The 20554-nt window shown below is 34.3% G+C and carries 18 protein-coding genes, 1 tRNA gene and 1 pseudogene; 10 read left to right on the top strand and 10 right to left on the bottom strand.

What is annotated here, in order from left to right; translation table 11 throughout:
* Positions 1 to 330 precede the first annotated feature (330 nt).
* Positions 331 to 1029, bottom strand: a complete 699-nt coding sequence (locus ASM33_RS07680; protein WP_110409686.1) for an alpha/beta hydrolase — start codon at positions 1027 to 1029, stop codon at positions 331 to 333.
* 136 nt (positions 1030 to 1165) lie between these two features.
* Here ASM33_RS07680 and ASM33_RS07675 point away from each other — a divergent pair, with 136 nt between their 5' ends.
* Complete coding sequence (locus tag ASM33_RS07675) at positions 1166 to 2341, top strand: cysteine desulfurase family protein (protein ID WP_110409687.1); 1176 nt, start codon at positions 1166 to 1168, stop codon at positions 2339 to 2341.
* 105 nt (positions 2342 to 2446) lie between these two features.
* Positions 2447 to 3202 carry a hypothetical protein gene (locus ASM33_RS07670; RefSeq protein ID WP_110409688.1) on the top strand — a complete coding sequence of 252 codons (756 nt, stop codon included), beginning with the start codon at positions 2447 to 2449 and terminating at the stop codon, positions 3200 to 3202.
* A gap of 39 nt (positions 3203 to 3241) precedes the next feature.
* On the opposite strand, the gene ASM33_RS07665 is transcribed toward ASM33_RS07670, so the two are convergent.
* Positions 3242 to 3751 (bottom strand): Smr/MutS family protein, encoded by a 510-nt coding sequence (locus ASM33_RS07665; RefSeq protein ID WP_110409689.1) that lies wholly within the window; start codon positions 3749 to 3751, stop codon positions 3242 to 3244.
* A gap of 96 nt (positions 3752 to 3847) precedes the next feature.
* On the opposite strand from ASM33_RS07665, the gene rlmB reads away from it, so the two are divergent.
* The 7 genes from rlmB (at position 3848) to folD (ending at position 9176) form a co-directional block, all read left to right on the top strand.
* Positions 3848 to 4612 carry a 23S rRNA (guanosine(2251)-2'-O)-methyltransferase RlmB gene (gene rlmB, locus ASM33_RS07660; RefSeq protein ID WP_110409690.1) on the top strand — a complete coding sequence of 255 codons (765 nt, stop codon included), beginning with the start codon at positions 3848 to 3850 and terminating at the stop codon, positions 4610 to 4612.
* Positions 4613 to 4683: 71 nt separating this feature from the next.
* On the top strand, positions 4684 to 5397 hold the full coding sequence (locus ASM33_RS07655; protein WP_110409691.1) for a Bax inhibitor-1/YccA family protein: 714 nt from the start codon (positions 4684 to 4686) through the stop codon (positions 5395 to 5397).
* Positions 5398 to 5934: a cytochrome c oxidase assembly protein gene (locus tag ASM33_RS07650; RefSeq protein WP_110409692.1), complete on the top strand. Its 537-nt coding sequence runs from the start codon at positions 5398 to 5400 to the stop codon at positions 5932 to 5934.
* Between the two features lie 131 nt (positions 5935 to 6065).
* Positions 6066 to 7349 carry an HlyC/CorC family transporter gene (locus ASM33_RS07645; protein WP_110409693.1) on the top strand — a complete coding sequence of 428 codons (1284 nt, stop codon included), beginning with the start codon at positions 6066 to 6068 and terminating at the stop codon, positions 7347 to 7349.
* Between the two features lie 13 nt (positions 7350 to 7362).
* Entirely contained in the window at positions 7363 to 7629 is a 267-nt protein-coding gene (locus tag ASM33_RS07640) for a DUF2312 domain-containing protein (protein WP_110409694.1), read from the top strand.
* Positions 7622 to 8284 (top strand): UbiX family flavin prenyltransferase, encoded by a 663-nt coding sequence (locus tag ASM33_RS07635; RefSeq protein ID WP_110409695.1) that lies wholly within the window; start codon positions 7622 to 7624, stop codon positions 8282 to 8284. The genes ASM33_RS07640 and ASM33_RS07635 overlap by 8 nt, the downstream gene beginning before the upstream one ends.
* 4 nt (positions 8285 to 8288) lie before the next feature.
* Positions 8289 to 9176, top strand: coding sequence for a bifunctional methylenetetrahydrofolate dehydrogenase/methenyltetrahydrofolate cyclohydrolase FolD (gene folD / locus ASM33_RS07630; protein ID WP_110409696.1), 888 nt, complete (start codon positions 8289 to 8291; stop codon positions 9174 to 9176).
* Positions 9177 to 9198: 22 nt separating this feature from the next.
* Here folD and ASM33_RS07625 read toward each other — a convergent pair whose 3' ends face one another.
* Positions 9199 to 9978 (bottom strand): exodeoxyribonuclease III, encoded by a 780-nt coding sequence (locus tag ASM33_RS07625; RefSeq protein ID WP_110409697.1) that lies wholly within the window; start codon positions 9976 to 9978, stop codon positions 9199 to 9201.
* Entirely contained in the window at positions 9978 to 10685 is a 708-nt protein-coding gene (locus ASM33_RS07620) for a uroporphyrinogen-III synthase (protein ID WP_110409698.1), read from the bottom strand. The genes ASM33_RS07625 and ASM33_RS07620 overlap by 1 nt, the downstream gene beginning before the upstream one ends.
* A 479-nt stretch (positions 10686 to 11164) precedes the next feature.
* Here ASM33_RS07620 and ASM33_RS08965 point away from each other — a divergent pair.
* A pseudogene (locus ASM33_RS08965) lies at positions 11165 to 12150 on the top strand (IS110 family RNA-guided transposase).
* 225 nt (positions 12151 to 12375) lie between these two features.
* Here ASM33_RS08965 and ASM33_RS07605 read toward each other — a convergent pair.
* The 6 genes from ASM33_RS07605 to ASM33_RS07580 form a co-directional block, all read right to left on the bottom strand.
* The gene (locus ASM33_RS07605; protein WP_112477251.1) at positions 12376 to 14313 is read right to left on the bottom strand and encodes an FAD-dependent oxidoreductase; all 1938 of its coding nucleotides are present in this window, start codon (positions 14311 to 14313) and stop codon (positions 12376 to 12378) included.
* Positions 14314 to 14450: 137 nt separating this feature from the next.
* Positions 14451 to 16910 (bottom strand): endopeptidase La, encoded by a 2460-nt coding sequence (gene lon, locus ASM33_RS07600; RefSeq protein ID WP_110409701.1) that lies wholly within the window; start codon positions 16908 to 16910, stop codon positions 14451 to 14453.
* A gap of 14 nt (positions 16911 to 16924) precedes the next feature.
* Positions 16925 to 18202 (bottom strand): ATP-dependent Clp protease ATP-binding subunit ClpX, encoded by a 1278-nt coding sequence (clpX, locus tag ASM33_RS07595; protein WP_110409702.1) that lies wholly within the window; start codon positions 18200 to 18202, stop codon positions 16925 to 16927.
* Entirely contained in the window at positions 18202 to 18828 is a 627-nt protein-coding gene (clpP, locus tag ASM33_RS07590; RefSeq protein WP_110409703.1) for an ATP-dependent Clp endopeptidase proteolytic subunit ClpP, read from the bottom strand. Before clpP ends, clpX begins: the two co-directional genes overlap by 1 nt.
* An 11-nt stretch (positions 18829 to 18839) precedes the next feature.
* Positions 18840 to 20183, bottom strand: coding sequence for a trigger factor (gene tig / locus ASM33_RS07585; protein WP_110409704.1), 1344 nt, complete (start codon positions 20181 to 20183; stop codon positions 18840 to 18842).
* Positions 20184 to 20339: 156 nt separating this feature from the next.
* Positions 20340 to 20421, bottom strand: a tRNA-Leu gene (locus tag ASM33_RS07580).
* Positions 20422 to 20554 lie beyond the last annotated feature (133 nt).

Here is a 20554-nt window from a genome sequence, read left to right as displayed (position 1 = left end):
TAAGGGAGCATATGTTAAATAATGTATAACAGTGTCTGCTACTTGGATAACAGGAAGATTGCACTCAGATTACAAGTAATGGATTTGTATTACACAAATTGTTCAGACTATCTATTGTTAACTTTGTACTTATTTAACCAATGGTCATTAACAGAGTATAACTCACAAGAAATACTTTCACTACTTTTGATACAAGGGCTTTTTAACCTGCGTTGACCACGACAACCCACTTGTAATGTAAGGGCAGCTAAAACAGATAATAATAATAATTTCTTAAACATGATAAAACCTTTTTATTTATATTATGCTCATTTCTATTGTTTGTAAAGGTTAAGCATATTCTTTTACTCTCATTTCGTTTTCAACTTTTTGAGATGAAGTAGCTGTGTTATTCATACGTAGTTTTATGTAATCATCTATGATTTGAGCAACTTCTTCCTCTTTATCACGGAGAAAGTGATTAGTGTCGTCTATTACGTGATATTCCATATGACGACTTTTTACCGAACTTATTAACCTATTTGCTAGCTCTGTTACGTCACTTTCCTCTGAAATTGTGTCATTACTACTTTGTATTATAAGTCCAGGCACTGGGCAAGGAGAGAGAAAAGAAAAGTCATACTTAGTTGCTGGAGGAGAAAGAGCAACAAACCCAACTACCTCCGGGCGACGCATCGTCAATTGCATAGCTACCCATGCTCCAAAAGAAAAACCGACCACCCAAATTGGAACGTTGCTAGAATTATGTTCTTGAATCCAATCAATAGCTACTGCAGCATCAGTTAGCTCACCTATACCTTTGTCAAAAGTGCCAGTTGACTTTCCTACACCACGAAAGTTAATTTTCAATACAGAGAAGTCATTGTCAATAAAAGATGTACATATGCTGTGTATCATTTTATGATCCATATTACCGCCATATTGAGGATGATGATGCAAAACCAATACAACCGGTGCATCAGGATTTTTGCTCTGGCTATACTCTCCTTCTATCTTCTCTGTTGTATTATTCAAAAAAACTTCTACCATGGCGACCCCTTAATTAAAAACATATTTGACATCCAATATATAACTAGCTAGCGTAACTTACACATACAGTTGTTTATTAATTATGTATTAATTTTACTGTTTTTGCAATAAATTTTTTGATCTAGCAAATGCACTGATGGTTATCATTGACGGTAAAGTAACAGATAAACTCTCAATATCCCCTTTAGAATATCAAGGTGACGACTACGTATACGCTGACTACAATGCAACTGCTCCACTCAGTAGCAATGCAAAAAAAAGAATACTTGAAGTCTTATCAAAGCAAATCTTGAATCCATCTTCGCTACACAAAAAAGGACAGGAAGCAAGAAAAATCCTTCAAGACGCAAGAGATGATGTACGTCGCTTTATCGGCGTTTCAAACGACAAAGAAATAGTTTTTACTTCTGGCGCAACTGAAGCAAATAACCTTGTTATGAAGGGAATAAAAGGCTATCAACACGTAATTTCAGCTATAGAGCATCCTTCAATCCTTAGTTCTGCACATAATCCCAATATAATACCAGTAAATCAGGATGGAGTTGTTGATCTTGTAGAGCTAGAAAAGATTCTCAGCGCGCTTAAAGGAAATAAAGTACTTGTCTCAGTGATGATGGCAAATAATGAAACTGGAGTTATACAACCAATTAAAAAGATAGTGGAAATAGCCCATAAATTCGGTGCAATATGCCACACTGATGCTGCTCAAAGCATTGGAAAAATTGAAGTGAACATGCAAGACTTAGGAGCAGATTTGCTAACTTTATCTGCCCACAAATTTGGCGGTATGGTGGGGAGCGGAGTTTTGATATTTGATAAGAAGTTGAAAATAGAGCCTATAATTTCCGGTGGTGGGCAAGAAAGAGGATTGCGCGGAGGTACAGAGAATGTTGTTGCAATTGCAGGGCTCTCTGCTGCACTTCATGATATTCCAGATCTTCTATTGAAAATGAATAAGATAAAAGAGCTACGTGATCATTTAGAATCGGAATTATTGAGTATTTCTAATGACATAAAAATCTTTGGTAAAAACTCCGAGAGGTTACCAAATACTAGTTTCATCTGTATGCAAGGAATAAAAAGCGATGTTCAGCTTATGCATTTTGATTTGAATAATATTGCAGTCAGCAACGGCTCTGCATGCTCTTCTGGCACAGTTGAACCCTCTCATGTGTTACTTGCAATGGGAGCCACAAAGAGCCAAGCAGAATGTTCAATTCGAGTTAGTATAGGCCCCAAAACTAAGTCACAAGATATAAAAAAAATAGTAGATTGTTGGTGCTCAATTTATAAAAAAAATATCACAATTTAAATATCTTTATTTATTTTGAGTAATTTTTTTTTATTAAAAAAAGAGTATTGACATGTCAGTTTTACATGATATCTTCATATTATTAATTATTTAATAAGATAAGTTATGTTTTCAATAAGTGAAGAAACAAAAATAAAACGAAGAAACAGGTGGCTTAATGGATTTAATATTGGCAGAGGAACAGCAATAGGCCTTATAGTTCTTTCATCTTCGATATTAATGGGTGGAGCATTTACGGTGTTATTATCAGATGGAGGTAAAATTACACAATGGGCAAAGTTAATTCCAGAATGGATGCAGTTTATTGAAATAAAGGATGTAACAATACTGAGTGAAATGACTCCTGAAATTAATTTTATATTTTATGCTGCATTAATCTTTGCAATAGTAGCTACCATTATCACTATATGCATGCTCTGCATGATGCACACAAGTGCTAAAGAGGTAGGTGAAAATAATTGTAAATCAGGAATTTTAGATTCATTAAACAAAAAGGAAAATCAAACTATTTCATGGTTAGATGGAAAAGGTACACCTAAAGATCCAGTTTACGTAGTACTAAAGGAAGAATATCCTAATGGTTGTGTAGTACAAAGTAAAATGGGGAAGAAAATAATGACACTAACACGCCCCGTAGAGGCAAATGGTGGAGGTTATGAATATGAAGTTGTTAAATATCAAAATACCGCAAAACCTGAAATAACACAAGATGGTTGTCGAGCAGATTTCTTCAAGAAAGGAGATACTAGAGAGGACGTTACAGTATATAGTTTCGGTCCCGATACACTGATCGAATTAAGTGGTTTAGTATTTGACCCACATCAAAAACAGCCAAAAGAAAGAAACAGAAGCGCTGCATAGAACTGATACTGGTGTAAATTTAGGTAGATTCGCTACAACTTATATGGTGGGTTCGAGCTGATCTCTATTTCTCCTTAATAAAACATAAAAAGCCCCTTTGCCGCCATGCTCTTTTGTGGCTTGTTGGTGATATAAAACCATATGCTGAATTTTTGTGTCATTTAACCATTTATATAAATTATTTTTTATAGCCCCTGTTTTGTTTGTTACATTACCATATCCAGTGATTACCAATAAACACCTGTTACCTGCTTGATAATTTTTAATTACAAAATCTATCAATTTATAATAAGCGTCCTCTACATTATAGCCATGTAAATCTAATCTATCGCTTATAAAATATTTGCCCTTATCAATTTTTGATTTTGTATTATAGTCAAGACAAGACTGCATGCTAGCGTTGCTAGTATTAAAAAAATTTTCTTCTAAAGCAAAAGTTCCTTTATTGACCACAGATTTTATATTTATTTTATGATCAATTTTTAAGGTAACTTTCCCACACTTTAGTGGCTTAACATTTTTTTGCCAATTGAGTTCATCATCCTGCATAAAAGCATTAATTGAAGTGTATAATTTTACAGCAATACTTAAGTATAGTAAAATATTGCTTACTATATAAGATATAATATTAGCTTAAGTAGCACGATGAAATCACAAAAAACTACCGAAAATTTTTGGTTATACGGAAGGCACACTTGTATATCAGCATTAAAAAATAAAAATAGGCAATGCATAGAACTGTTAGTAACAGAAAATTTCCACAAAGAACATGAAAAGGAAATTAGAGAATGCACAAATGACAGAAAGATTAAAGCTCAAATAGTCGAAAATAAAATATTTGATAGCATTTTGCCCAAAGGCGTTAATCATCAAGGGATTGCTTTAAAAGTTTTACCTATTTCTAGCAATTTAGAAATTGAAGAAGTCGCTGAAAATGGAGATGAAAGTTCCACTATTGTAATTCTAGATCAAGTCACAGATACACATAATATAGGGTCGATTTTAAGAACTGCGGCCTGTTTTAATGTTAATGCATTGGTTTTACCTCGTGATCATTCACCTGGCGAAAATGCATCTATCGCAAAAGCAGCTAGTGGTGCACTAGACATTTTACCCCTAGTCTACGTTACAAATATAGTAAACACCATGAAATATTTAAAGAAAGCTGGCTATTGGTGTTATGGTTTTGATTGTAACACTGGCGAGGATATAGATGAAACAAAGAGTTTTGGTCAAAAAAGAGTTATAGTCTTTGGGTCTGAAGAAAAAGGAATGCGAAGGCTAGTAAAAGAAAACTGTGATCATCTTTTAAAAATACCAATATCAAATGCAATAGGCAGTTTAAATGTTTCAAATGCAGCAGCAATAGGCCTATATTCTGTTTATATTAAAACAAATGCTAGCGCGTAGCATAAAAACACTTGATAAAAATGTAATTTTACACTATAATGTCTTAAATAATGGACAAAAGGAGTTATATTATGTCTTACATGAGAAATGAACAAGATGTCCGCTCTCAAGGCGCTTATTACAGTGCTGGACTCAGAAGCTATCTGACTAAAGTATATAATTACATGGCTTTAGCCTTAGGTGTTACAGGAATTGTTGCATTTCTAACGGTATTTTCTGGTCTTCATCAGGTAATTCACTCTAATACCGTTCTATTGTATGCAGTAATGCTTTCTCCACTTGCGCTAGTGTTTTTTGTATACCCTAGAATTCTACAACTTAGTGTTCAGTCTGCATTCACCATATTTTTTGCGTTTGCAGTATTAATTGGAATGTCTTCATCCTATATTTTTGTAACTTATACTGCAGAAAGTATAGCAAGAGCATTTTTCATTACATCAATCATGTTCGGCTCTATGGCTTTGTATGGTAATACCACAAAAAGAGATCTTACAAGTATGGGATCTTTCTTGATGATGGGAGTTTGGGGATTGTTTATAGCATTCATAGTAAATCTATTCCTTAGAAGTGGTCCACTCGATTTTGCAATATCATTTATATCAGTGATAGTGTTTACTTTAAAAACTGCATCTGACGCTCAAAGAATCAAAGATGTTTATTATAGGAATAATGACGGCTCAGAAGCTGCTGCTACTAAGCTAGCAATACTCGGTGCAACTAGTCTTTATCTAGACTTTATCAATATATTCCTCAGTTTGCTCAGGTTACTTAATAGTAGAGATTAAATGTTCTCCTTTTTAAGGAGGGGTGATAAGAATTCTATAGTTTTCTTTTTAGTATCTTTAGTTTTTTTAATGGTGTGTCTTACATATGCATCAGTACCCTTATACAGGATTTTCTGTAAAGCCACTGGATATGGCGGAACAACAAAACAGGTAACTAAAGCGATAACAAATGTAACTAATCAAAAAATCAGGGTATATTTTAATGCTGACATCATGCCTGATCTACCCTGGGAATTTAACCAAGAAACTAACTATATGGATGTAAACATAGGGGAACAAAACTTAGCTTTTTATTATGCAAAAAGTCTCTCTGATCAGCCTTCATTTGGAATGGCGGTGTACAATGTTACACCTTTTAAAGCAGGTAAATATTTTAACAAAATTGCATGTTTTTGCTTTAATGAACAAATGCTACTGCCGAAACAAAAAGCGGCTATGCCTGTCTCTTTTTATATAGACCCTGATATACTGCTTGATCAGAATACAAAAGATTTAGATCAAATAACGCTATCTTATACGTTTTTTAAGCTTAAATGATAAACGTTTATAACCACCATATTATTTCAGAAATCGTATGGTATCACTTGATATTAAACTTCAAACTTGCAACTGGTTCTTGTAACATATAAGATTAGCTTTGTTTTTTGTCAAAATAACGTCGTACTTCAATGAATTTGGTATTAGTTTCAGTATTATTAGTAATTTTTATTTTACTGGCTTTGTCGTTTTTATTTTCAGGAGCAGAAATAGGTTTAACCTCAATTAGCCGTTCTCGAATTAATAAGCTAAAACTAGATGGTAACACAAGGGCTAAGATAATAGACCGCTTGTTAAATCGAAAAGAATTAACAATAGGCACAATATTGCTCGGTAACACAGTTATCAATATTACTTGTTCCGCGTTATTTACAGCAATGTTTATAAATCTTTTTGGAAATGAGAGCATCTTTTTATCAACAATTATCATGACATTTTGCATTTTACTGTTCTGTGAAGTGTTACCAAAGACTTACGCCATTCAGAATCCTGAAAAATTTGCATCGTTTTCTGCTTACTTTTTACTGTTTTTCGTGAAGATTTTTTCTCCACTTACGTTAGGTATTCAATTTATTGTCAATCTCATCCTAAAATTATGCGGACTACATAGAGATAAAGAAGTGATATCTGCAGCAGATGCAATGCGTAATATGATTACTTTGCATCGCAGTGAAGGAACTATGCTACAACAGGACTTAGATATGTTAAACAGCATACTTGATTTAGCTGAAACAGATATATCGCAAATTATGACCCATAGGAAAAATTTGTTTTCTATTGATATAAATTTAAATAAAGAGGATTTGATAAGAGAAATTTTAACTAGCAGTCACAGTAGAATTCCTTTGTGGCAAAAAGAGCCAGAGGATATTATCGGTGTAATTCACGTGAAAGATCTAATAAATGCCTTGCGCGCAAAAAATAATAAAACGGAGGAGGTTGATATTACTCAAGTGATGTCGAAGCCTTGGTTCATACCAGAAAGTACACTGCTCAGCGTGCAACTTCACAATTTTCGTAAAAATAGGAAGCACTTTGCACTTGTTATTGATGAGTATGGTGCATTACAGGGAATCGTAACCCTTGAGGATATATTAGAAGAAATTGTTGGGGATATTTCTGATGAGCATGATTTGATTACAGAAAATTCCATCAAGAAAATATCTGATAATCTGTATAACATAGAAGGAGAAACCCCAATTAGAGACATCAATAGGCAGTTACATTGGAATCTTCCTAATGAAGAAGCTTCAACTTTAGCTGGTATGATTGTGAATGAAATAGAGCGTATTCCTGAAGAAAGTGAGGAGTTTTCTATGTATGGTTTTCACTTTAAGATTTTAAAAAAAGATAAAAATGTTATTACTATTGTTGAAGTGCAAGTAAAAATTGATAATACTGATAAGAGCAGTTAATTAGTGGAGTTTTATGGAAGACACAGTTAAAGTAACATCCGAAGAGCTGAGAGGATACATAGAGAGGATTGAAAAGCTTGAAGAAGAGAAGAAGGAGGTACAGGATCATATTCGCGATGTATACCTGAAAGCAGCAGATGAAGGCTGGGATACAAAAGTTATGAAACAAATCATCAAGCTAAGAAAGATGGATGACGATGACAGGGAAGAGCAAGAAATATTGCTTGATACATATAAACGTGCACTTGGAATGAGCTGCGAAGAAGAATTACGTGAATAGTAGAATTGTAATTGGAATAAGCGGTGCATCTGGCTCTATTTACGGTGTGCGTATTTTAGAAGCATTAAGAAATATTAATAGATCTCTTGTCTCTGTCATCCCAGTGCTTGACACTGGGATCCAGGGAAAAAGAAATATAGATTCCAGCGTCACGCGCTGGAATGACAGCAATCAGGGTTATGAAACTCATTTAGTAATCAGTAGTGCTGGAAAAATAACTCTAGCTCATGAAATTCCAGAAAAACTTGAAGATATTACATCGCTTGCGGACTTTTATTACTCTGAGGAAAAAATAGGAGAAAAGATAGCAAGTGGTGCTTTTAAAACTTTGGGGATGATTATCGCTCCATGCTCTATGAAAACAATGTCTGAAATTGCGTCTGGTGTTACTTCCAACTTATTGACAAGAGCTGCAGATGTAACACTTAAAGAAAGAAGAAAGCTAGTACTAATGGTGCGGGAAACCCCACTACACCTTGGGCATTTGCGTAATATGTTAAAGTTGACAGAGATGGGAGCAATTATTGCTCCGCCAGTGCCATCATTTTATACCAAACCAAAATCATTGAATGATATAATTGACCATTCCGTTGGGAAAGTATTGGATTTATTTGATATCAAATGCCCTAATTTCAAAGAGTGGCAGGGAGTGTAGCAAAGTGACAATTATTATTGACGGTAAAAAAATAGCGAATGATCTCTGCGAGGAGTTATCGAAAAAAATTGATACTTTAAAAAAAGAGCACAATATTTTCCCATGCCTTAAAGTGATCCTTGTTGGTGAAAATCCGGCAAGTCAGGTCTATGTTCGTAATAAACAAAAGAAAGCAGAGTCAATAGGAATAGAATCTGAAACTATTTTTTTATCTGGCACGATATCAGAAGATCAGTTGATTGGAAAAATCAATGAATTGAATAATGATCCATCTGTACATGGCATTTTAGTGCAACTGCCTTTGCCAAATCACATTAATGCAAGCAGAGTAGTTAACTCAGTAAGTGTGGCAAAAGATGTAGATGGATTTCATAATGAAAATGTTGGCAGATTAGTTAAGGGTGAAAAAAATTGTCTTATACCGTGTACTCCGAGGGGTGCTTTATATTTGATTAAATCAATTGAAGCAAACCTTTTTGGTAAAAATGCAGTAGTGATTGGTAGGTCAAACATCGTTGGCAAACCAATGTTTCATCTACTATTGCAAGAGGACTGTACTGTGACTATTTTACATTCAAGAAGCAAAAACTTAGCTGAACATTGCTCTAAAGCAGATATAGTAGTTGCGGCAGTGGGCAAACCAAATTTCGTTCAAGCAGACTGGATAAAAAACGATGCAATAGTAATTGATGTTGGCATAAATAGTGTGCAAATAGATGGCAAAAGCAAGCTTGTAGGTGATGTTGATTTTGAGGGAGCAAAAGAAAAAGCTAAGGCTATTACTCCAGTGCCAGGTGGTGTTGGCCCAATGACAATTGCATTTCTGATGATAAACACTTTCACTGCTGCTTGTCTGCAGAATGGATGTAAGCTTGATGATTTCGGTGGCTAAATTTTTCTTTAGCGGGAATTGATTATTTTATAATACACACAACTGGCGTATGATCGGATGGGTTTTCTAATTTGCGCAATCTATCATCTATATAGCATGTTTCTAATTTATCTACAGCTTGCGGCGATAGAAGCATGTGGTCTATTCTCATTCCCTGATTGTTTCTTAATGAGTTACCTTGATAATTCCACCAGCTAAATTGTTGTAAATTTGGATGGGATATTCTGAATGCGTCTTTAAATCCAAGATTCAAAATCGCTCTTAGTTTTTCACGTTCCTTTATATGAAAACACACTTGACCATTCAGCAAGTTTGGATCAAAGACGTCAATTTCATCCGGTGCAACATTGTAATCACCAGAGATAACAATCAGCTCTTCATCTTTTAACAAATTGCTCATTCTTTTATAGAGGCTATCAAAAAATTTGAGCTTGTATTCAAATGCATGAGAGTCAGGGCTTTGACCATTTGGAACGTAAACACTCCCTACCCTTATGTTCTGGTTATTGTGTTTTATCACGCACTCTATGTAACGCGCTTCATTATGATCTTCTACAACATCAACCTTAAATGTTTCTAGTATAGGATATCTGGATAGTACACAAACACCATTTCTTGCAACTTGTCCATAGATGGAATATTCATATTTTAATTCCTCTATCTCTGCATAAGGAAATTGCTCTTCAGTGCACTTTATTTCTTGCAACAAAATTATGTCTATCTGACTATCAACTATAAAATTACAAAGCTGAACGGCTCTTTTGCGTATAGAATTTACGTTCCAAGTTGCAATCTTTAGCATCAAGAATCCTTATTAATTATATCAACTAAGCTCTCTTGACTTGGTAACCTGGATGTTATAATTTTTTTCCATTTGATTGATTTTAAACTATCAGTAATGTTTTTACTCATAGTATACGCAGTTATATTGCTTGTTACATGAGACAGCCCACTTTTTAAGATCAATGAACAGAATATCCTTGCTGTCTGCGCAGAAAAGAAAGCCACGCTATCAATCTTACCATCCAGCAGCAAATTTTTACACCTATTAGTGAGACTCTTTTTGATAATTGTCTTATATAGTATAACTTCTCTTACATGGAAATTTTCATCAGATAGCCTTTTTTTTAAATCACACGATACTTCTTGTCCTCTAATATATAGAAATCTAATTTCACTTGAGTAATGAACTTTTATAAATGCAACTAAGCCATCAACATTACTATCTGCTGATAGTATGTGAGAAAAACCTAAATCTTTTGCAATTTGCATAGTTGAATTACCAACCGTGATAATCGAAAGATCGTCTACTTTGCATATATGGCTGAAAGCCTTTACACTATTTTTGCTTGTGGATATCACCACATCAAATTCATCCGCAGATATATCAGGATGCAGATACTTTATTGTGAATATTGGCTCTATACATACCTTGTATCCATATCTTTTCAGCGCACTTCTTGTTTCCAATGAGTCTAACAAAGGCCTTGTTAATAAAATAGACTTCATTTCAATCCACTAAAGCTCTTTTTATAGATAATACTGAATATATATGAACTACTAAACAAAAATTTTACTTTTAAGAAAGTTGCATTTTCTTATGACCATTTTGTAGAAAGCTTTGGATATCCATAGAGCTATAACAAGTAAGATTTCCCTACGTCATACCGCGAATAAATCCACAGCTGTACGCACGTCTAATTTAGCGAGAAAGTAAACCAAAAACATCAACCTTTGGTGTCATTTCATTAGCACTCCTCCTGTCATCCCAGTGCGTGACACTTGTATCTTTATGATGTGAGGCATTAGAGCTAAAATACCACGCAGGAAGGGTGAAGCCGACTTGACACTAACGCCAATAAGGCCGAATTCCAGATTTTGCTCCCCTCCCATAGAGTTAAAAGACTGAATAGTATCTTTGGAATTATATCCCGTATTACAAGGTTAGTCTAAACTCTCAGTTTATTTATAGTCTTGGAGGTAATTTTATGCAAGTAAATGCTATTTTGGGTGTGGATATTTCAAAAAAGAAATTTGATGTTTGTTTGCTGATGGACAATAAAAAACGACACAAAGTCTTTCAAAATAATCAGGATGGCTTTGCAAAGCTTGTGGTTTGGTGCAATGGCCATGGAGCAAATCTTATTCATCTGTGTCTTGAGGCAACTAGCTGGTATGGGGAAGATTTGGCTACTTTTATGCACGATTTAGGGCATAATGTTAGTATAGTAAACCCGGCTCAAATCAAGGCTTTTGGCAAAAGTGAGCTGCTCAGAAATAAAACAGATAAATCAGATGCAGCTATGATAGCTAGATTTTGTATCGCTAATAAACCTGCTCTTTGGAAACCAATTGCACCTGAAATGAGGCATTTAAGAGATCTTTACCGTTGTATGCAATCGCTAAAAAATGATAAATTGCAACAAATGATAAATTGCAACAGATGAACCGCTTGGAAAATGAAAATATGCATTCCAGCTGCAAAGAAGCTATATCTAAGGTAATTTTGGCAATAGAGGAGCAAATTATTGTTCTCGAAACAGAAATTAATGAGCATATAAATCACTATCCACATCTAAAAAATATGGTAGAAAACCTCAAGACTATAAAAGGTATAGGACATCTTACTGCTGTTGCTGTTATTGCAGAAATGCCAGCGGTTGATAATTTTGACAATGCTAAGCAATTTACAGCTTTTGCTGGCCTAAATCCAGGGCATTATGAATCTGGATCGTCAGTAAGTAAGAGAAGTTGCATATGTAAAATAGGATCTGAGCGCGTCCGAAAAGCCCTTTATATGCCAGCTATAGTAGTCAAAAACCATAATAATCATTTTCAAAAATTTTGTCAGCGTCTAGCAAGTAAAGGTAAATGCCCAAAAGTCATAGTCCTTGCGTTAATGAGAAAATTAATGCATGTCTTTTTTGGTATTCTTAAAAACAATCAACCATTTAATTGTAATTTAGTTGGATAATTTGTTTGACATCAAAGACAGTATCTGGGATCCATTTTGCAGTACAACTTCGCTAAAAACACAGTGTTTTAGTATGAAGTAAGCTATTTTTATTGTTTATCTAATCTGTTACCCATCATGCTTGTATTTGTTTGCTAGCACAGCAATTAAGGGCTGGATTCCAGCGTCACGCGCTGGAATGACACCAAAGGTTGATGTTTTTAGTTTGCTTTCTCGTTGGAGAGTTTATCTATTAGGTGAATCAGCTTTTGCCTTGGCATTTTCCACATCAGTCATAGAATCAATCGTACTTGACGTATAGTATTCTGGCTCTAATTCTCGAACTTGACCGTTTTCTAAAATGGCTTTTTCTTTCAACGTTGGAGGTTCACTCTGCTTTATAGTATTCTTGATTAAGTTTATAACAAAATTTAGCTCAACATCACTTTTTATAAAAGATCCTATTTTTTCTACAAGCGTATTTATTGAGTTTATCTTATCTTCAACAGAGCATGTGTTATCTTCACATATATTTGTTAACTTGTTTAATAATTCATTTTTTTTAAGATTATTATTACTAAAAATATTAGTGATAAATTCTCTGACTTTTTTGATACATTTATAAAAGAAGCTCCTTATTTTGCCTAGTAAAGTTTTACTTTCCGTTTCTTTATGTGGTTGTTTATACTCATTGAGTAACTTTGCAACGAAATCTATTGTTTTCTTTTTATCTACATTCTGATCTAATATACCACATCCTTTTAAGATTTTAAAATATCCAAGAAATGATTCATAGTTTTGCGAATATAATAACTTTACATATGCTTTTTCTTTCATACTCTCACTAACTGCAGCAGAAGGGCCAGTGAATCCACTTATTAGTCGTGCTAAAAAATTGTATCGAACGTTCTTACGTTTATTGCCTTTTATTTCATTTTTTATATCCCTATCTCTTTCTAGTTCAAACTCCTCTAATACAGTTTTCCAGTTATCCAGTCTGTTATTGAGCTTTTCTAACTCCCCACTAACATGTGTTCTTCCAATTCCAAAAAATCCAGTCAGCTTTTCTGTTTTATGGTTTGTTAAGCAATAATGAAAGCAACCATGGCGCATTGCCTTAGTGACTACTAAATATGAATTTCTTCCTTTAGCTTTATGTACTTCTATCGGATTCAGATGTGGATTATCTCGTTTAAACTGTTTTATAACTTCCTTATCACTCAAAACTTGTTCTTCAGTACCTTGATGATAGTTTGATAATGCTACAAAGAACTTTAGAGCATGCTCTAATCCTAAGTTCAAAGATCTAAAAAATGCCAAATGAACTGCTGCATCACCCAAGCAAATATAATTATCATTACTTCTTTTTTTAGCATAGCCACAATCTATTTCTATTTTTTTCACCACTACACTACTTAGATCCACTTCCCACCCCTTCAGCACAAGTGTTGATATAATAGAAGAGATTGGATGAAGGATTTCGTCTGGCACTTGATCAGCAGTCTGAAAAGGTTTTAAAGGGTTTTGATTGATTTTGGGGTAATTTTTATCAAACGCACGTGCTAGCTCGTCGCTTATAAAAACTGGAATTGTTACATTAGTAATTTCGTCCTCACTTTGACTTGCAACAATATCCGCAAGCTTTATATCCCCAACATTTTTCATCACTTGATGTAAAGCAGTAGGCTTAACATTCTTTGCTTTGAAGTTAATGTACATTGCATGTTGAAGTGGAATGGTCACCATGTTATCTTCATCACCATCAAATGCGTTAGTCCTGAGCTTACTTTTTGCTCCAGTACAATCCAGTATTATTGGGTCTGAATCTTTATGTTTCTCATATACTTCTTCAAAAGAATTTACTTCTTTTCTTATATATTGAGCCTCGAGTGATACCGCTTGTGCTTTTAATCTTTCTTCTAAATCTTTTATAACTATTTTATTGTCACTCTCACCTAAACTCTTGTTTATCTCATTAAAAAAGTTGTCATCTATTCCCAATGTTTTCAATACTTCATGCGCCTTTTGAAAAAAACCGGGTTCTATTTTTACGTTAATGCTTCTTGTAAATTTCTCACGCTTTTCATAAACAGTAACTGGTATACCAAGCTGTGAAATTAGCGCTGCCATAAACGCTCCAACTGGACCTGAACCTACTATAATTACACGATTAACACTAGACATTGCTTCTACTTCCTAACTTTCTTAATCAATATTATTATAACATAGATATTAACTTATTATATATTAATTAACTCTTAAGATAGATCTAATATTTATTGCTTTTTTAATTGACTTCTAACGTCGCTGCTTAGCAGGTGCTAATGCTTTAGAGTGTCTGACAAAGGAAGCGTATCTTCTTTATTTTCTATTGAGGAAGGCGTGTTACTTTGCTTCTCACCCTCAATCGGAGAAGGTGGGTGGATTAAAGCAATTTTTATGACTTCATCAACATTCTTAGCAAAAACTACATTAAGTCCTTCTTTAATATTTGCTGGGATATCTTGCATATCTTTTTCATTTTCGCTGGGTATAATAACAGTTTTGATTGCTCCCCTGAGCGCTGCAAGCAACTTCTCTCTCAAACCACCAATAGCTAAGATTCTACCGCGCAAGGTTACTTCACCTGTCATAGCTACACTTTTGTTAACTGGTATATTAGTCATAAGGGAAACAATGGACGTGCATACCGCACCACCAGCAGAAGGCCCATCTTTTGGTACAGCACCTTCCGGTACGTGCAAATGTATATCATTGTTTTGAAATTTTTCAGGCTTTATGCCAAAAAACAAGCAATTTGATCGAATATAACTATATGCAGCCTTTATAGATTCCTGCATAACCTCTCCAAGCTTTCCTGTATATTTTATTTCTCCTTTTCCTGGAATTATGACTGATTCTATCATTAAAATATCACCGCCTGTCTCAGTGTAAGCAAGTCCAGTTACTACCCCGACTAGATTCTCATTTTCTGCAATACCGAAGGTATGTTTACGCACTCCCAAATAGTCTTGTAAATTGTCATCTCCTACAGATATGGTTTTACTTTTCTCTGTCAATATTTCTTTAACTGCCTTCCTCATGAGCTTCGCAAGCTCTCTTTCCATACTACGTACACCACTTTCACGTGTGTATAAGCGTATCAATTTATATAATGCATCACTAGTTACACTCCACTCCTTCTGATGTAAACCATGCTCCTTTTTTAACTTGGGAATAAGGTGATGTGAAGCAATATTAATTTTTTCATCTTCAGTATACCCAGACAATTGTATAATTTCCATCCTATCACGCAAAGCATGTGGTAAATTTAAGCTATTCGCTGTAGCTACAAACATTACACTTGAAAGGTCAAATTCAACTTCTAAATAATGATCAGTAAAGTGTTTATTATGCTCAGTATCCAAAACCTCAAGCAATGCAGATGCAGGATCTCCACGTGAATCAGCACCCATCTTATCTATTTCATCAAGCAAAAAAAGTGGATTACATGAATTAGCTTTCTTCATGTGCTGAATGATTTTGCCAGGCATTGACCCAATATAAGTTTTTCTATGTCCGCGTATCTCAGATTCGTCTCGTACGCCACCAAGAGATATACGAACAAAATCTCTTCCCACCGCTTTTGCTATAGATTTTGCCAGAGAAGTTTTACCAACCCCTGGAGGTCCAACTAAGCAAAGGATAGGGCCTTTTATCTCTTTTACTCTTTTTAGCACTGCCAAAAATTCTATTATTCTATCTTTTACTTTCTCTATACCATAATGGTTTTCATCCAAGATTTTTTTTGCGGCATTTAAATTAATCTTTGTATCTTTATATTTCCCCCATGGTAAATCAAGAAGCCAATGTAAGTAGCTAGAGATAACTGTAGCCTCAGGTGAAATAGGATTCATCTTTTTGTATCTTTTCAAATCGGCCATAGCTTTCTCTCTTGCTTCCTGAGAAAGTTGTGTTTCGTTTATTTTTTTCTCGAATTCATTGAGTACATTCCCTTCATCACCATTCTCAAACTCACCTAACTCCTTCTGTATAGCTTTCAATTGCTCGTTTAGGTAATAAACTTTCTGAGTGCTTTCAACTTGGGACTTAATTGTTTTGTATAAACGATTTTGTGCGTTCAAAATGCTTATTTCTCTTTCAATAAAAGAAAAAACTTTTTTTAAACGGTCTTTTAAGCCATAAGCTTCAAGTATGCTTTGCTTATCTGATATCTTTATATTTAAATATGAAGCAATGGTATCTACAAGTTGATCAATTTCTTTTATTTGATCAATAGGATTAATAACAACCTCAGGCTGGTTTTTTTTGTTTAGCTTACACCAACTATCAAATGCATCTATAACAGACCGTCTCAAAGCTTCTAAATCAACATTATCTTCAGCATCATTTTCTTCATATTGATAATGATTGTCTAATTCCACCCTAGCTTGTAACAAAGCATGAGAACTAATATATTCTACTACTCTCCCCCTACTTACCCCTTGTACTACAACCTTTACTGCATTATCAGGTAATTTTATCAACGGCTGTATAATGTTTGCTAGCACACCTACTTCATAAAGATCTTCTGGCTCAGGGTTGTCGATAGAACCGTCGCGTTGTGCAACAAGAAAAATCTCCTTTAATGGATTACCGCTTACCGCATACTCCAGTGCATTAATAGATTTTTCTCTACCTATGAATAAAGGTACCACTATGTTTGGAAAGATCACTAAATCTCTTAATGGTAATACAGGTAACGGGACAGCATTAGGTGTCACAGCACGTTCAGTGTTCATATATATGCCTCAAATTAATCATTAACTGTCATAATATTGCTCTTATTATTATGATTAACTGTTGCTTTTCCTAATTCTACCATTTTCTTAGTGAGTACTATGGTACTACCTTCAAATTCTCCATTTCCAGCTGCATACATAACGTCAAGCAAAAGCGACTCTAGAATAGCACGCAACATTCTTGCACCTGTTTTATAACTTATAGCTTTTTCAGCAATAGCTGATATCGCTTCATCTGAAAATTCAAGATTTACTTTGCTAAATGCAAGCAATGCTTTGTATTGCTTTGTTAGGGCGTTCCTTGGTTCTGCCAATACATGTATTAAATCTTCATGACTTAATTCATCTAAAACAGCAGTTATCGGAACTCGCCCTACGAATTCAGGTATTAACCCGAATTTAATTAAATCTTCAGGTTGAACTTCATGTAAAACATTTTTCTTCTTTTTATCTTTAGCATGGCTTATATCTGCTCCAAAGCCTACCGATGTTCCCTTTTTCCTTGCTTCAATAATTTTATCTAGTCCTTCAAAAGCTCCTCCACAAATGAAAAGTATTTTACTAGTGTCTACTTGTATAAACTCTTGTTGAGGGTGTTTTCGCCCACCTTGTGGTGGAACATAAGCAACCGTACCCTCCATAATCTTAAGTAGGGCTTGTTGCACCCCCTCTCCGGAAACATCACGGGTAATTGAAGTGCTTTCAGACTTTCTTGTTATCTTGTCTATTTCATCTATAAATACTATGCCTCGCTGTGCCTTTGTAACATCATAATTTGCAGCTTGTAACAGACGCGACAATACGCTTTCCACGTCATCACCAACATAACCTGCTTCAGTTAAAGTTGTTGCATCAGCCATAGCGAATGGCACATCTGAAACTTTAGCAAGTGTTTTTGCTAATAAAGTCTTACCAGAACCAGTGGGACCAATAAGCATTATATTTGATTTCTCAATTTCAATATCACTTATAGCATTAAATTGTACCATGGATTGACAATGATTGTGCATAGCCACAGACAGAACATGTTTAGCATGCTCTTGTCCTATAACGTGTTTACTAAGAAAATTTTTTATGTCCTCAGGCTTCTTTAGCAATAGTTTCATATCAGATATATGATCTGAACTAAAGGATCTACCTTTTTCTTGGCCTATTGCTCTATGAGATAATTCTATGCACTCATTACAAATAAATACCTTTAAATCATCTGAAGAGTTAGTAATTAATTTATCTACTTCATCTTGTGCTTTATTACAAAAAGAACAGTAGTGTAAATCATTATTATTATCCATTAATCTACCTTTTCTTTGACCTTATCTCCTTCAACCGTAATATCCGTACGCTCGGCTATAACCCTATCAATCAAACCAAGTTCCATTGCTTCTATAGGATCCAAAAATTTATCTCTTTCCATCATTGCTTCAATCTTCTTTAGTGAGTGCCCAGTATGTTTTTCATAAATTTGATTTAGCTTTTTCTTAATTCGCAAAATTTCCTTAGCATGTATTTCTATATCAGTTGCTTGACCTTGATAACCACCAGATGGTTGATGTATCATGATCCTTGAGTGTGGTAGAGAATAACGTTTGCCTTTTGTGCCCGCTGCAAGTAACAAAGAGCCCATAGATGCAGCTTGACCTATGCATAAAGTTGAAATGTCTGGTCTTATGTACTGCATTGTATCATAGATCGACAAACCGGCAGTTACAACACCACCTGGTGAGTTAATATACATGTAAATGTCTTTATCAGGATTTTCTGATTCTAGGAATAAAAGTTGTGCTACTATTACGCTAGCCATGTGATCCTCAACAGGACCAGTGACAAAAATTATTCTTTCTTTTACAAGTCTTGAATAAATGTCATAAGCACGTTCGCCGCGACTAGTTTGTTCAACTACCATTGGTATAAGAGTCATGAATTTTCCTATTAAATATTATCAAATAATTCTTTTAATTCTTTCACAGAAACAACCTGCTCTTCTTTGTTAACTTTTTCTAGTATGTAATCTGTAACTTTATATTCAAGTGCTTGCCCTCTAACTAACTCTTGAAATTGTCTGTCTGACTTAAAATGTTTAAGTACTGTATCAAATTGTACATCTCTACTCACATATTGATTTACAATGACATTCAAAATGTCATTTTGAGTTAATGATATTTTATGATCTGTGCTGAATTTCATAAATAACATCGCAAGCTTTACACGTTTTTCAGCTTCTTTGTTAGAGTTATCTTGAGCACCCAACTCTCTTTCCACTCTCTGCTGTTCCTGTTTTACTATATCTGTAGGTAAATCGAAGCTATAATTAGCATCCAGATAATCAAACAGCTCTTTTTTCACTAAAAGATCTGTCATTTCTATGCACTGATTACCAATCATTTTCTTTGCATGATCTATGAGTAAAGAATAACCTTCAAATCCCATAACTTTAGCCACTTCGTCTTCATTTTCAAAATCTTTTACAACTTTAATATCATTAACACGAACAGAAAAATCAGATTCCTGTCCTGCAAGGGAAATTACTTGATAATCTTCAGGAAATTTCAACTGAAAGCTTTTCTCTTCCCCCTTTTTCATACCAGTTAACTGATCTTCAAAACCATTAATAAATGTTCCAGATCCTAAATTAACGACAAAATCCTTGCTACTTCCACCCTTGAAAAGCTTGCCCCTAATCCGCCCTTCAAAATCAATTGCAAGTTTATCCCCTGTTTTTGCTTGATAAGAAGCATCATCAACAGAAACGAAATTAGGAAATTTTTCTTTGATGGAATCAATAAATTCTTTTGTATCTTCGTCTTCAATTTTTGCTTCAATTTTCTTTAGATTTATTTTTTCAAGATCTATCGCTGGTACTTCCGGCATAGACTCAAAAGATAATTTATATACGAAATCACCCTCGTCATTTTCTTTATCTAAATCTGGCAATGATGTCACATCAACTTTTGGATAAATGTGAGATTCAACCTTAACTTTTTTTATCAAATCATCTGAACAATGATCAATTGCATTATTCACGACATATTGTAAAGCTTCATTTTGATAATTTTTAACAACAAGGTCATAAGGCATCTTACCAGCTCTAAATCCAGGTGATGCTGCATTTTCTGCTATCTCCTGTAATCTGGAATTTACCTTTTGTTTTATATAGTCATTACTGACTGTAATTTCATATTCATGTTTCAGCTTATCTACACTAAGCTCTTTATAAGTATATATGCTGCTTGATGTATCTACTTCAACTGCATTTTGAGATATATTATTAGACATTACAATCCACTTATTAATATTTTAATTATATCTTAACAAAGTCATTTTACCAGAATTAAAGTTAAATACAATCATTAAGAACCGTTTTTTCTATAAGCAAAAGTGTATTTAGTGATTATAAATTTTTCCTTAAAACATAAGCCACATGACCTTAAGTGCGGATAGAGGGACTTGAACCCCCACGAGCAAGCTCACCAGGACCTAAACCTGGCACGTCTACCAATTCCGCCATATCCGCGAAATTTTCTAACTCAGTAAGCCAATTATATGCATCATATTAAAAATATTCAAGGTTTAAAGCCCTATTTAATTTCTAGTATTTACACAACCCAAAAAGCTTATTAACATTTTTTAATGAAAGCTCTATGCCC

Source organism: Wolbachia endosymbiont of Folsomia candida (assembly GCF_001931755.2).
In the GTDB taxonomy this organism is placed as follows: domain Bacteria; phylum Pseudomonadota; class Alphaproteobacteria; order Rickettsiales; family Anaplasmataceae; genus Wolbachia.
The sequence above is the reverse complement of the archived record's forward strand: the minus strand, read 5'-3'. Positions and strand labels throughout refer to the sequence as shown.

Bases quoted from the DNA above. Each gene is read 5' to 3' on its own strand.
- ASM33_RS07680 (WP_110409686.1), bottom strand. From the start codon at position 1,029: ATGGTAGAAGTTTTTTTGAATAATACAACAGAGAAGATAGAAGGAGAG.
- ASM33_RS07675 (WP_110409687.1), top strand. From the start codon at position 1,166: ATGGTTATCATTGACGGTAAAGTAACAGATAAACTCTCAATATCCCCT.
- ASM33_RS07670 (WP_110409688.1), top strand. From the start codon at position 2,447: ATGTTTTCAATAAGTGAAGAAACAAAAATAAAACGAAGAAACAGGTGG.
- ASM33_RS07665 (WP_110409689.1), bottom strand. From the start codon at position 3,751: ATGCAGGATGATGAACTCAATTGGCAAAAAAATGTTAAGCCACTAAAG.
- rlmB (WP_110409690.1), top strand. From the start codon at position 3,848: ATGAAATCACAAAAAACTACCGAAAATTTTTGGTTATACGGAAGGCAC.
- ASM33_RS07655 (WP_110409691.1), top strand. From the start codon at position 4,684: ATGTCTTACATGAGAAATGAACAAGATGTCCGCTCTCAAGGCGCTTAT.
- ASM33_RS07650 (WP_110409692.1), top strand. From the start codon at position 5,398: ATGTTCTCCTTTTTAAGGAGGGGTGATAAGAATTCTATAGTTTTCTTT.
- ASM33_RS07645 (WP_110409693.1), top strand. From the start codon at position 6,066: ATGAATTTGGTATTAGTTTCAGTATTATTAGTAATTTTTATTTTACTG.
- ASM33_RS07640 (WP_110409694.1), top strand. From the start codon at position 7,363: ATGGAAGACACAGTTAAAGTAACATCCGAAGAGCTGAGAGGATACATA.
- ASM33_RS07625 (WP_110409697.1), bottom strand. From the start codon at position 9,978: ATGCTAAAGATTGCAACTTGGAACGTAAATTCTATACGCAAAAGAGCC.
- ASM33_RS07620 (WP_110409698.1), bottom strand. From the start codon at position 10,685: ATGAAGTCTATTTTATTAACAAGGCCTTTGTTAGACTCATTGGAAACA.
- ASM33_RS07605 (WP_112477251.1), bottom strand. From the start codon at position 14,313: ATGTCTAGTGTTAATCGTGTAATTATAGTAGGTTCAGGTCCAGTTGGA.
- lon (WP_110409701.1), bottom strand. From the start codon at position 16,910: ATGAACACTGAACGTGCTGTGACACCTAATGCTGTCCCGTTACCTGTA.
- clpX (WP_110409702.1), bottom strand. From the start codon at position 18,202: ATGGATAATAATAATGATTTACACTACTGTTCTTTTTGTAATAAAGCA.
- clpP (WP_110409703.1), bottom strand. From the start codon at position 18,828: ATGACTCTTATACCAATGGTAGTTGAACAAACTAGTCGCGGCGAACGT.
- tig (WP_110409704.1), bottom strand. From the start codon at position 20,183: ATGTCTAATAATATATCTCAAAATGCAGTTGAAGTAGATACATCAAGC.